Here is a 13870-nt window from a genome sequence, read left to right on the forward strand (position 1 = left end):
AAAATATAACTTATGAAAAAATTATCTTTTTTATTACTGGCGTGCTCTTTTTTCACCCTTTCAGCACAACAGATCCAATCTCCATCCAAAGAGATACAGGTAGAATTCTCCCTAAGTCCGGAAGGAGAACCTATTTATCAAGTTAATTATAAAGGCAAGGAAGTAATTAAAGCTAGTAAATTGGGTGTTTCTCTAAAAGAAGATACTTCTCTTACTAATGGTTTCAGCCTTGTAAATAAAGAGGAAACTAGTGTTGATGAAACCTGGGATCCTGTTTTGGGAGAGCAATCTACCATCAGAAATCGATACAACCAAGTTAGCTTTCATTTGCTTCAAAAGGAAATCAATAGAAAATTAGATATCGTTTTTAAGGTATATGATGAAGGCGTGGCGTTTAGATATGAATTTCCGAAGGAAGAGGCAGTCAGATATTTTATTGTTTCTGATGAGAATACAGAATTCAATCTTACGGGAGATCACAAGACATTTTGGATCCCGGGAGATTATGACAGCCAAGAATATGTGTATTCTGAAACTAAGTTATCTGAGATAGATAATTCCAAATTGGATTCAAATAACGGGATCGCACTAAAAAGTATAGAAAGTAATTATAGGGTTCAGTCGCCTTTAATGATGAAATCTGCAGATGGCTTGTATATCAATATTTTTGAAGCTGCTGTGGTCAATTATCCTGTAATGCATTTAAATGTAAATATTGAAAACTTTCAACTTTCTTCACACCTGGTTCCAAATGCGATTGGAGATAAAGCTTATTTAAGGACACCTTCCGTTACTCCCTGGAGAACCATTATGGTGAGTGATGATGCACGGGATATTGTGAGCTCTAAAATGATCCTGAATCTAAATGAGCCAAACAAGATAGATGATACTTCCTGGATAAAACCGATGAAATATATTGGGATTTGGTGGGAAATGCATGTTGGTAAATCTACATGGGATTTTGCAGGAAGTCAGAATGCTCAAAATGCAGCATCTAAAGATCTTATTCCCTCCGGAAAGCATGGTGCTACTACAGAGAACACGAAAAGTTATATAGATTTTGCTGCAAAACATGGATTCGACGGAGTTTTGGTGGAAGGTTGGAATGTAGGATGGGAAGATTGGTTTGGGAATTGGAAAGAAGATGTATTCGATTTTACCACCCCTTACCCAGATTTTGATATCAAAGAAATTTCAGAATATGCTAAATCTAAAGGAGTGAAAATGATCATGCATCATGAAACTTCTGGTTCTGTAGCTAATTATGAAAGGCATCTGGATAGAGCTTTCGATCTAATGAAAAAATATGATTACCCAGCAGTGAAATCAGGTTATGTAGGTAAGATCATTCCAAGAGGAGAATATCATGATGGGCAAACGATGGTAAATCATTTTAATTTTGTTGCAGAACGCGCAGCAGATTATAAGATCATGGTGAATTCTCACGAAAGTGTTCGCCCTACAGGTTATAGCAGAACTTATCCCAATTATATTGCTGCAGAAGCTGCCAGAGGAAACGAATTTAATGCCTGGAGTTCGGGGAACGATCCGAAGCATGAAACCATCCTGCCTTTTACTAGGTTATTAGGTGGGGCAATGGATTATACTCCGGGGATCTTTGAGATCAAAATGGACATTTATGATCCTAGTAAAACAGAACAGGTACATACAACTCTAGCTAAGCAACTGGCATTATATGTCACTATGTATTCGCCTTTACAAATGGCTGCAGATTTACCAGAGAATTATGAAAGATATCTGGATGCTTTTCAATTTATAAAGGATGTACCGGCAGATTGGCAAGAATCAATTTATCTGGAAGCGGAACCAGGAGATTATTTAACAATAGCAAGAAAGGATAAAAACTCAGAAAGTTGGTTCCTAGGCGCGATCACCGATGAAAATTCAAGAAAAACAGAAATAAAACTTGATTTTCTATCTCCAGGCAAAAAATATAAGGCCATAATCTATCAAGATGGAAAAGATGCAGATTGGAAAGCGAATCCAAAGAGCTATTCCATAAAGGAACAAACAGTTACAAGTAAATCGAAATTAAAAATCAGTTTAGCAGCTGGAGGTGGAACGGCTATTAGTATAGTTCCGTTTAATTAATTAAAAGCAAAACTGAATTATGAAAAATTTTCTGCTTCTTATATCCCTTGTGTTTATGTTTTCATGTGAGGATAGTGAGATTAAATCAACATCACAGGATTCCGATGAAGTTGAAGTAAAACAAGGTTTTACTGCTTATTGCAATCCTATCGATATAGACTATTCTTACATGTCTCATTACGCCTTCAGAAATGTGAGTTATAGGAGTGGGGCAGATCCTTCTGTAGTTCGTTATAAAGATGGATATTATATGTTTGTAACCCGTTCTCATGGATATTGGTTTTCAAAAGATATGTCTAATTGGGAATTCATAAAGCCACAAAGCTGGTATTTTAATGGTTCTAATGCTCCTGCAGCGTGGGCGACAGAAGATGAGATCTTGGTGATAGGTGATCCTTCTGGCGTAAATGCATTAATTAAAACCGACAATCCCAAATTAGGAGATTGGCAAACCACCTATAGTGTAATTCCCCATACCCTTCATGATCCTGCAATTTTTGTTGATGATCATAAACGGGTATATGTTTACGAAGGTTCTTCCAATTTATTTCCGATTAAGGGATTGGAATTGGATCCAAATAATAATTATGTACCAATTGGAGAACCGGTAGATCTAATAACATTACATCCAGAGGAACATGGCTGGGAACGTTTTGGTAATAATCATGATTCAGATGTGAAGCCTTTTATTGAAGGGCCGTGGATGACTAAGCATAATGGAAAATATTATTTGCAATATGCCGCTCCCGGAACACAGTGGAATGTATATGCAGATGGTGTTTATGTAGGTGATAGTCCTTTGGGACCATTTACTTATGCCGACTATAATCCTATATCGTATAAGCCCGGGGGTTTTTTAAATGGAGCCGGACATGGAAGTACGGTTCAAGATTTTAATGGAAATTATTGGCATTATGCAACGATGCCAATCTCTGTAAACTATAAATTTGAACGTCGAATTGGGATGTACCCTGCAGGATTTGAAGAGGATGGGCAGATGTATGTAAATACGGCTTATGGAGATTACCCGCATTATTTGCCGGATTCAAAAGTAGCTAATCACAAGAATCGTTTTACAGGATGGATGTTATTATCGTATAACAAATCTGTTGAAACCAATGCTCCTTTGGCAACACTTCATGCAAAAACAATAGAGGAAACGGAACAAGGATATACGCCCGAAAAACTTGAAGAGAATTATGATATTTCCAAACTTACAGATGAAAACATCCGATCTTTTTGGGTTTCTGAACAGAATAATGATTCCATTTATTTCACAGTAGATCTAGGAAGTAAGATGACTTTAAAAGCTACTCAGATCAATTTTCATGATGTGAATGCTGAAGTTTTTGGCCGTCCGGATAATTTGAAACATCAATTTATAATTGAAGCTTCAATAGATAAGAAAAATTGGAAAATTGCAGCCGATTATTCCAAAAATCAAAAAGATCAACCTCATGCTTTCATTCAATTTGATAAAGATATAGAAGCAAGGTATGTAAGATATAAGCATGTGTTTTGTTCTAATAAATATTTAGCAATTTCAGAATTCAGGGTTTTTGGAGTAGGTTCAGGAGAAAAACCATCTAAGCCAGAAAACTTTAGAGTGAAAAGAGAGAGTGATAGAAGAAATGCTACTTTAAATTGGAAGAGCATAGAAAATACTCAGGGCTATGTGTTGTATTGGGGAATTAAACCAGATAAACTTAATAACTCTGTGCTTATATATGATAAAAACAACTATGATCTGAAAGCTTTAAATAAAGCTTCTGAATACTTCTTTCAGGTAGAAGCCTTTAATGAAAATGGGATTTCAGAAAAGAGTGAGGTGATTGGAAGTAATTCAAATTTCTAAAATGATTTAACTCTCATTGTGAGTTTATCCCGCCTGAAAATCTCGTCACCCTGAACTTGTTTCAGGGTCTCATCTAATTGAAGCTGAAACTAATTGATGATGCTGTGAATGTTCGATTGTCATTCTGAATCTGTCGAATGTCATCCTGAGCCCGTCGAAGGATCTCATTGAAATTGAGTCTTTCTTGATGGCTTTTAACCACCACGAATTCAAGAATATTTTTTTAAAAGCTCAATACCACGACGAAACTGAATATAGCTAGTTAAGTAATTATGGGCTCAAAAGTGAAGATCAGTTAGTCTATATCAGAACTTCAGATTCTATTTCTTTTAAAATCCCGTCCCATAAAGTTATTCTACTCTTAAGTGCATTTTCAGCAACTTCTTTTACCTCATTGATCTTTATAGGATCATTTTCACATAATTCCTCCACCATTTTAAAAGCCATTGGACCATGCTCATCTGCATCCAGTTCTATGTGTCGGTCAAAGTAATATTTAAAGAATTTTAGATCTTCTTCAGGGAATTGCTGTTGAATATTATTAATTATAGAAGTGAACATATTTGGAATTAATCCTTCTCGACCAAATGTAAATGCTGCGGCAACTTTATGAAGATCTCCTTGCGAAATAGTTCCAAAAGTAAACAGCAGAAAATGTTTGATACTTTCCGGTAAGTCACTAACTGCGATCACTAAAAAAATATCGGTACCGTGAGCAACATGAAGCAGGAAGTCTTCCATTTTCTTAAGATTGGCACCGCTGCCTCTCATTGCTTCCAGATACATTTCAAAGTGACTCTGGCGTTTTCCTTCAATATTAAGATCGGTTTCCTCTGCCAGAACTATTTCGTTAATAAGATATCTTATTTCGGGATTTCCAACAGGTACCCATGGGGTGGTCGTTTTTGTTAGATTGTTCTGTAAATGTTTTAACAGCGACATAAAATCCCACACTGCAAAGACATGATGCTCCATGAAACAGCGTAAATGTGCTGGTCTGGTTATCTTACTATATAAAGGATGATTTAATAATTGCTTTGTATAAGGTTCTAATGTTTTATTTAGCTCTTGTATCATGTGCTTTCTTTCATTCTGCAAAACTACTTAGCAAATCAGTATTTATAAAGCGATTGCCTCGGTTTTGTGTTATTTTAACATACTACTAAATTTAAACTTCAATTTCAATTTTTATTATTAAAAAAGGGTGACTAAATATTAGCCACCCTTGTAATATGAACTTAATTATTTTTTTAACTGAATGCAGGAATTCCAGTAATATCCATTCCGGTAATTAATAAATGAATATCATGAGTTCCCTCATAAGTGATCACACTTTCAAGATTCATCATGTGTCTCATGATGCTATAATCTCCTGTAATTCCCATAGCACCTAAAACCTGTCTAGCTTCTCTGGCAACTTTTAGTGCCATATCTACATTATTCCTTTTTGCCATAGAGATCTGGGCAGAGGTTGCTTTTCCTTCATTTCTTAAAACTCCCAATCTCCAAGCTAATAACTGTGCTTTTGTGATCTCGGTGATCATCTCGGCTAATTTCTTTTGTTGTAATTGAAAACTTGCAATTGGTTTTCCAAATTGAACGCGTTCTTTAGAATATCTAAGGGCAGTATCATAACAATCCATCGCAGCTCCAATTGCTCCCCATGCAATACCGAATCTTGCCGAATCTAAACAACCAAGCGGTGCTCCTAATCCAGATTTATTTGGAAGTAAATTTTCCTTAGGGATTTTTACATTATCAAATATCAATTCTCCCGTAGCACTTGCACGAAGAGACCATTTGTTATGTGTTTCTGGCGTAGAGAAGCCTTCCATTCCACGTTCTACGATAAGCCCGTGGATTCTACCATCTTCATTTTTAGCCCAAACCACAGCGATATCTGCGAAAGGAGAGTTGGAGATCCAAAGTTTGGCTCCATTCAATAAATAATGATCTCCTTTGTCTTTAAAATTTGTAACCATTCCACTTGGATTCGATCCGTGATCTGGTTCGGTAAGTCCAAAACAACCCATGAATTCTCCTGAAGCTAATTTTGGTAAAAATTTTTTGCGTTGTTCTTCGCTTCCATATTTATAGATTGGATACATCACTAAGGAAGACTGTACAGATGCCGTAGATCTAACACCACTATCTCCACGCTCAATTTCTTGCATAATAAGTCCGTAAGCGATCTGGTCTAAACCCGCTCCCCCGTATTCTTCAGGAATATATGGTCCAAAAGCACCAATTTCTGCAAGACCTTTAATAATAGATTTTGGAAATTTGGCGTCTTGTGCTGCTTCTTCTATAATAGGAGATACATCTCGCTTAACCCATTCACGAGCAGCGTCACGTACCATTTTATGTTCTTCGGTTAAAAGATCGTCTAGATTGTAATAATCCGGAGCTTGGAATAAATCTGGTTTCATTGGTTATGGTTTTGTAAACAAAAATAACCAACCCGCTATTAGCAAGCAATTTAAAAAGCTTATAATTTAAGGTAAAACGGAGCCACCATTTTTTTATATTCCGGAGTGTAGTTGTGTCTGCTCTCTTCTAGGATCAATACCTCTTTTTCTATTTCCTTCTGAAGAAATTGAAAAGTGATCAAGCTGCGTTTTACTTTTGCTGTTTTAGTCCCTTTTACTTCAGTGATCTTATTTGGATAGAGTTTGTTCGAGGAAGCGATTTCTAAAATAGTTGTTTCTTCTTCTTTTGGGATCACAATGCTGAAAATTCCATTTTCTGAAAGTAATTGTGATACACCATGCAATAGTTCTTCAAACGGAAGAGAGGCTTGAGATCTGGCAGCTTCCCGAGAAGTTGTGATTTCTGAAGCTGAAGTATTTGCGAAAAATGGGGGATTACTTACAATTAGATCATATTTTTCATCTTGCATTTCTTCAACAAATTCATCAAAGCCAGCATGGTAACAGAACATTCTGTCTCCCCACGGGCTGTTTTCAAAATTCTCCACTGCTTGTTCATAAGCATCTTCATCGATCTCGAGAGCATCAATAGTTTCTGCAAAACTTCGTTGTGCAAGCATTAAAGCGATGATCCCAGTTCCGGCGCCAATGTCTAAAATAGAGTTGACTTCAGCAGAAATAGGAGTCCAAGCACCCAGTAAGACACCATCTGTACCAATTTTCATGGCGCATTTGTCCTGAGCAACACTAAATTCTTTAAAACGAAAAGGGGTTTCCAAAATGGATTAGTCTAAGTAAAGGTCTATAAGACCTTCTGGAGTTTTAACAAAAATGATCTTATTTTTCTTGTCCAGTTTTTCTATAAATTCATCATTCAAGGGAATTAATACTTGTTTCCCATCTTTATCGATCTCGAATAATGATTGTGCGGTGCTATCATTTATAGCGGTGATCTTTCCAACCGTACCGTAATTTACATCTTCTACTGTGAAACCTATGATCTCATGAAAGTAGAATTTATCACCATCCAAGTCTGGAAGCTGATTAAGGGGAAGGTAGACATTACATTTCATAATATCTTCAGCATCCTCTTCTGTATCTACATCTTCAAATTTTACTCGAAGTAAGGTGCTTCGGTGAAGCCCGCTTCTTTCAATAAAAAATGGAACCAAGTTTTCGTTGTATTCAACGAAAACCGATTCCATTCCAGTGTATTCTTCAGGTTCATCGGTATCAAGTTTAATTAATACCTCCCCTTTAAAACTAAATTTACTAACGATCTTTCCTAAATAGAAACATTCTTCTTTAAGCATCGCTAGAAATTTAAATTAAGCTTCTTTGTTTTCTTCAGATGAAGCTTCAGTAGCTTCAACTTCAGTTTCTTCAGTCGCAGCTTCTGCTTCCGCAGCTGCAGTTTCAGCTTCTGCTGATGCTGCCATACGTTTAGCATTCACTTCTTTTTCTGCATCTAGAGCCTTATTCTTAGCATCTTGTTGTGCTTTAGTTAAAGACTCTTCCTTAGAAGAAACAGATCCTTCTTTTTCCTCTAACCAAGTTTTGAATTTCTCTTCAGCTTGATCTTCAGTTAAAGCTCCTTTTCTTACACCACCAGCAAGGTGATTTTTAAGAAGGGCACCTTTGTAAGAAAGAATTGCACGAGCAGTATCTGTTGGCTGTGCACCATTTTGTAACCATTTTACAGCACCATCTACATCTAATTCAATAGTTGCAGGGTTTGTATTTGGATTGTAGATACCAATTTTCTCTAGGTATTTACCATCTCTCTTTGCACGGGTATCCGCAGCAATAATCCAGTAAAATGGTTTCCCTTTTTTACCGTGTCTTTGTAATCTAATTTTTACAGGCATAATAAATTAATTAGTGAGGTTCACGACCTCTATTATTAATAAGTCTGCAAAGATACTATATTATTTGTTTTTCTGAACATAATTATTCAAGACAATTTTATCTAAAATGAGATGGATATCAACTTATAAATCACCTATTTAAAATAGTTTCTGAAATATGTGTTTAGCTAATTTTTAAGAATCTACATTTAAATAATTCGCACTCTTGTTAAAAGGCGTTAAACTATACTAAAGCCTGTTAAATAGGTTGTTGTGCGGGCTTTTATCTATTATTTTTATACTCTTGAAAATAAATTATTAATTGAAAATATAGAAATTATGAAGTATTCTGAAGATGTTGCAAATAAGTTAAATGAGTTATTGGAGAAAAATTATGATGCAGAAAAAGGGTATAAATTCGCTGCAGAGCAAGTGAAGAATCCTCAATTACAATCATTTTTTAATGAAAGAGCCAACGAGCGATATGATTTTGGCCATGAGCTAAAATCTGAGATCAGAAATTTTGGAGAAGCGCCAGAAAAAGGATCTAGTTTGGCCGGCGATGCTCATCGTACCTGGATGAATCTTAAAACTAGTTTCTCTTCAGATAAGGAAGAAGCAGTTTTAGAAGAAGCTATTCGTGGAGAAAAAGCTGCTATAGAAGAATATAATGAAGTTTTAAAAGACACAAATCTTCCAGCTTCTACAGGAAATATATTAGCTAAGCAGAGAGATTCTATTACGGCTTCTTTAAATAAGGTGAAGTCTATGGAGACTAAGTGGTAGAAAACTTATTATAACATATTGTTTAAGATTATTTCCTCCCGGGGTATGCTTTTAAAGCATATTCCGGGAGGATTTTTTTGTTCTATAAATCCATAAAAAATAGTTTCTTCTTATATTTAAAATCGAATTTAAATTTCCTATTTTTAAGCCGAAATCCCAATTCATATTTTAATTTATATCTCCCTTATATTCAGTTATTTGTAATTTCAAAGGGTTCGATTTTTCTAAAAATATAGATCTGAATTATTAATGATCTCAACAAATCTGAGATCCTGAGAAAAGACAAGCATGTACTTAATTTTTGATACTGAAACTACTGGATTACCTAAAAGATGGGATGCCCCATTAACAGATTTCGACAACTGGCCACGTTGTATTCAGATAGCTTGGCAGGTTCATGACGAAATGGGAAATTTGGTGGAACATCAAGATTATTTAGTGAAACCCGAAGGTTTCAATATTCCCTTTGATGCAGAAAAAATTCACGGTATTTCCACGGAACTTGCGCAACAAGATGGACTGCCACTTCAGGAAGTTTTAGAGAAATTTCAGCAAGCATTACAACGCTCCAAATTCATTGTTGGACAAAATGTTGGCTTCGATCTTAATATTATGGGCGCCGAATATCTTAGAGAGGGATTGGCCAATCCAATGGAAACCTTTCCAGTTCTAGATACCTGTACAGAAAAAACGGCTGAATTGTGTAAACTTCCGGGTGGTAGATATGGAAGATTTAAACTTCCCACCCTTACAGAATTGCACCAGGAATTATTTAATCAACCTTTTTCTGAAGCGCATAATGCTACAGCCGATGTAGAAGCTACTACTCGTTGTTTTCTTGAGTTAATAAGAAGAGAAAATTTCACAACAGATAAACTTCAGGTTGCTGAAGATTATTTCGAGAATTTTCAGAAGGAAAATCCTGAACCATTTAAGCTTATTGGCTTAAAACATATCAATCTTAAAAAAGCTTCAGCTAAAATTAGAGAGCAGATCCAGAAGCTTGAAAAAGTAGATGAAGTAAGTACTGAAGAAATAGAGGAGAATCTTGAAAAACTTGATGAAGTACGTTTCTCCCACCTGCATAACCACTCTCAATTCTCCATATTACAATCTACTATTAGTATTCCAAATCTAATAGAAGCGGCAACAAAAGAGAATATGCCAGCTGTGGCCTTAACCGATCATGGAAATATGATGGGGGCTTTTCATTTTGTAAAAGAAGTTGGAAATTATAATAAATCTGTAAGAGCTCTAAATGCAGCTTCCGTAGAAAAAGGAGAACCAGAAACTGCTAAAGAATTAAAAGCAATTCTTGGTTGTGAATTCTTTGTATGCGAGGATCATTTAGATAAAACCAGAAAAGATAACGGATATCAAATTGTTATTCTGGCTAAGAATAAAAACGGATATCATAATCTGGCAAAAATGGCTTCTATCGCCTATGTAAATGGGTTTTACTATTTACCAAGAATAGATAGAAAAGTTATTGAACAATATAAAGAAGACCTAATTGTATTAACCGGTAATCTCTACGGGGAGGTTCCTGGAAAGATCCTTAATGTAGGAGAAAACCAAGCAGAGGAAGCTTTGTTGTGGTGGAAAGAAACTTTTGGTGAAGATCTTTATATAGAATTAATGCGTCATGATCTCGAAGAGGAAAATCGAGTGAATGAGGTGCTAATAAAATTAGCCAAGAAGCATCAGATAAAAACAGTAGCAACAAACAACACATATTACTGCGCTAAAGAAGATGCAAACGCACACGATATTTTATTGTGTGTAAAAGAGGGAGAGAAACAAGCAACTCCAATAGGGAGAGGGCGCGGATATAGATATGGTTTACCAAATAACGAGTTTTATTTCAAATCTGATTCTGAGATGAAACGCTTGTTTAAGGATCTTCCTCAGGCTATTTCCAATATTCAGGAGGTTGTAGACAAAATAGAACCTTTTGAACTAGCAAGAGATGTCCTCTTACCGGCTTTCGATATTCCTGAAGAATTTTTGGAGGAAGAAGATGTGAATGACGGAGGGAAGCGTGGTGAAAATGCTTATTTAAGACATCTTACTTATGTTGGAGCCAAAGAGCGATATGGAGAACTTTCTGAAGACATTAAAACAAGGTTAGATTTTGAGCTTTCTGTAATTGAGAAAACTGGTTATCCTGGATATTTCTTAATTACTGAAGATTTTATACGTGCAGCCAGAACAATGGATGTATCTGTTGGGCCAGGTAGGGGTTCTGCGGCGGGAAGTGCCGTCGCTTATTGTTTAAAGATCACAAATATAGATCCTATTAAGTACGATCTGCTTTTTGAGAGATTCCTGAATCCAGATCGTGTAAGTATGCCCGATATTGATATCGATTTTGATGATGAAGGCCGAAGTAGGGTTATGGATTATGTGATCAAGAAATACGGTTCTAATCAGGTGGCTCAAATTATCACTTATGGTACCATGGCAGCTAAATCTTCTATTCGGGATACTGCCAGAGTTCTAGATCTACCACTTCATGAATCGGACAGAATTGCCAAACTGATCCCGAATATGTCCAAATTAGGGAAGATCTTTGGGAAGGATGCCAAGGAGCTTAAAAAGATGTTCCGAAGCGAAGATCTGGAAAAAGTAAATGAACTCTTGAATATTGCAGATGGGGACGATCTGCAAGCACAAACATTAAATCAAGCCCGAATATTAGAAGGCTCTGTTAGAAATACAGGTATTCACGCCTGTGGGGTAATTATTACTCCTAGTGATATCACCAATTTTGTTCCTGTAGCACTTGCTAAAGATTCAGATCTTTATGTTACTCAGTTTGATAACTCCGTTGTAGAGAGTGCAGGATTATTAAAAATGGACTTCTTGGGGTTGAAGACCCTAACTTTAATTAAAGACACGGTTAAGATCGTAAAGGGGAGACATAATATAGATCTGGATCCAGATACCTTTCCTTTAGATGATGAGAAAACTTACGAATTGTTCCAGCGTGGAGAAACCGTAGGGATATTTCAATATGAATCTCCGGGAATGCAAAAACATATGAAGGATCTTAAGCCAACTGTGTTTGGAGATCTTATTGCGATGAATGCACTTTATCGTCCAGGACCAATGGAATATATCCCAAGCTTCATTGCTAGAAAGCACGGAAATGAGGAGATTGCCTATGACCTTCCGGGGATGGATGAGTATCTAAAAGAAACTTACGGGATTACAGTTTACCAAGAGCAGGTGATGTTGCTTTCTCAAAGTTTGGCAGGATTTACTAAAGGTGAAGCCGATGTTTTAAGGAAAGCGATGGGTAAAAAGATTTTTGCTTTACTAGAACAATTAAAGCCAAAATTTCTTGATGGGGGAGAAGCAAAAGGTCATCCAAGAGAGGTGTTAGAAAAAGTTTGGAAAGATTGGGAAGCCTTTGCAGCATATGCTTTTAACAAATCTCACTCCACTTGTTACGCCTGGATCGCATATCAAACAGCCTATTTAAAAGCGCATTATCCGGCCGAATATATGGCAGCGGTACTTTCCAATAACATGAGCGATATTAAGCAGGTTACATTTTTTATGGAAGAATGTAAACGAATGAAACTTAAGGTGCTTGGCCCAGATGTAAATGAATCTTTTTACAAGTTCTCTGTAAATAAGGAGAATGCTGTTAGATTTGGGATGGGTGCTGTGAAAGGAGTTGGTTCTGGAGCTGTAGCTACAATTGTAGAAAATCGAAAAACGGAGAAAGGTCATTATAAGTCTATTTTTGATATGGCTAAAAGATTAGATCTACGAGCGGCTAATAAAAAAGCTTTAGAGAATTTAGCTTTAGCTGGTGGATTTGATGGCTTCGGAAATCATAGAGCACAATATTTTCATGATGAAGGAGATGGAATTACCTTTTTGGAAAAGGTGATTAAATATGCCGTGAAATTTCAGGAGAATGAAAACTCTTCACAGGTAAGTTTATTTGGAGAGGCCAGTGATGTACAAATCCCAGAACCTGTGGTGCCGCCTTGCGAAGAATGGGGTGGAATCGGGAAGCTTAAAAGGGAGAAGGAAGTTGTGGGGATTTATATTTCCGGACATCCTTTAGACGATTTTAAAGCTGAAATTCATTATTTCTGTAATTCAAAAGTATCCGACTTTAAAGAGCAGGAGAAATACGTGAACAGTGAACTATCTTTTGGAGGAGTTATTTCAGAAGTGCAGCATAGAACCTCCAAAATGGGGAAAGGTTGGGCTGCATTTTCCATAGAAGATTACTGGGATTCGTATGAATTCCGAATTTTTGGGGAAGAGTATCTAAAATATCAACACTTTTTAGTGCCTAATGCTTTTGTATTTATCAAGGCATTTGTGAAAGAGGGATGGACGAACAAAGAAACCGGTAGTAAAGGAGAGCCTAGAATTCAATTCAATAATTTTCAGTTACTACATGATATCATGGATATTTATGCTAGAAAACTCACCATTCAGTTGGATATAAATGAGTTGAAAGAAGAGAACATAGATACCCTAAAAGATATTTTTAGAACTCATAAAGGAGATCATAATTTGCATTTTATAGTTTATGAGATGAAAGAGCTTATAAAATTGAATTTGACAAGTCGGAAACAAAAAGTGAAGATCTCACAAGAACTTCTGAATGCTTTGGACGAAGAACATGTGAAATATAAACTGAATTAAAAATATTTCTTTTTAAGATTTAAATTATCTCCTGCAAATGACTAAAATATGGGATTTAAAGGTCATTTAAAATTTGGCAAGGGTGTTAGGATCCCTATTAATGATAAGACCGCCTGATATACGAATAGTCAAATCCAATACAAGCGCTGTAAGGTTTGCTGAAA

The 13870-nt window shown here is 36.1% G+C and carries 9 protein-coding genes; 4 read left to right on the forward strand and 5 right to left on the reverse strand.

Annotated features, from left to right (window positions below):
* The first annotated feature begins 12 nt into the window (after positions 1-12).
* Together BC962_RS04090 and BC962_RS04095 are read left to right on the forward strand one after the other, a co-directional pair.
* Positions 13-2112 (forward strand): glycoside hydrolase family 97 protein, encoded by a 2100-nt coding sequence (locus BC962_RS04090; RefSeq protein WP_121344610.1) that lies wholly within the window; start codon positions 13-15, stop codon positions 2110-2112.
* A 19-nt stretch (positions 2113-2131) separates the two neighbouring features.
* Positions 2132-3967 carry a family 43 glycosylhydrolase gene (locus tag BC962_RS04095; RefSeq protein ID WP_245984014.1) on the forward strand — a complete coding sequence of 612 codons (1836 nt, stop codon included), beginning with the start codon at positions 2132-2134 and terminating at the stop codon, positions 3965-3967.
* 300 nt (positions 3968-4267) lie between these two features.
* Here the strand turns inward: BC962_RS04095 and BC962_RS04100 are convergent, their stop codons facing one another.
* From BC962_RS04100 to BC962_RS04120, 5 genes are all read right to left on the reverse strand, one after another.
* Positions 4268-5044: a DUF3050 domain-containing protein gene (locus tag BC962_RS04100; RefSeq protein WP_121344611.1), complete on the reverse strand. Its 777-nt coding sequence runs from the start codon at positions 5042-5044 to the stop codon at positions 4268-4270.
* A gap of 173 nt (positions 5045-5217) precedes the next feature.
* Positions 5218-6396 (reverse strand): acyl-CoA dehydrogenase family protein, encoded by a 1179-nt coding sequence (locus tag BC962_RS04105; protein ID WP_121344612.1) that lies wholly within the window; start codon positions 6394-6396, stop codon positions 5218-5220.
* 59 nt (positions 6397-6455) lie between these two features.
* Positions 6456-7175: a tRNA1(Val) (adenine(37)-N6)-methyltransferase gene (locus tag BC962_RS04110; RefSeq protein ID WP_121344613.1), complete on the reverse strand. Its 720-nt coding sequence runs from the start codon at positions 7173-7175 to the stop codon at positions 6456-6458.
* Between the two features lie 6 nt (positions 7176-7181).
* A complete protein-coding gene (gene rimM, locus BC962_RS04115) occupies positions 7182-7709 on the reverse strand; it encodes a ribosome maturation factor RimM (protein WP_121344614.1) in 528 nt (175 codons plus the stop codon).
* A 15-nt stretch (positions 7710-7724) separates the two neighbouring features.
* Positions 7725-8264 (reverse strand): 30S ribosomal protein S16, encoded by a 540-nt coding sequence (locus tag BC962_RS04120; RefSeq protein ID WP_121344615.1) that lies wholly within the window; start codon positions 8262-8264, stop codon positions 7725-7727.
* 318 nt (positions 8265-8582) lie between these two features.
* On the opposite strand from BC962_RS04120, the gene BC962_RS04125 reads away from it, so the two are divergent.
* Together BC962_RS04125 and dnaE are read left to right on the forward strand one after the other, a co-directional pair.
* Positions 8583-9029 (forward strand): ferritin-like domain-containing protein, encoded by a 447-nt coding sequence (locus BC962_RS04125; RefSeq protein WP_121344616.1) that lies wholly within the window; start codon positions 8583-8585, stop codon positions 9027-9029.
* Between the two features lie 288 nt (positions 9030-9317).
* The gene (gene dnaE, locus BC962_RS04130; RefSeq protein WP_121344617.1) at positions 9318-13706 is read left to right on the forward strand and encodes a DNA polymerase III subunit alpha; all 4389 of its coding nucleotides are present in this window, start codon (positions 9318-9320) and stop codon (positions 13704-13706) included.
* Positions 13707-13870 lie beyond the last annotated feature (164 nt).

This window comes from Gillisia mitskevichiae, assembly GCF_003634585.1.
Taxonomy (GTDB): Bacteria; Bacteroidota; Bacteroidia; order Flavobacteriales; family Flavobacteriaceae; genus Gillisia; species Gillisia mitskevichiae.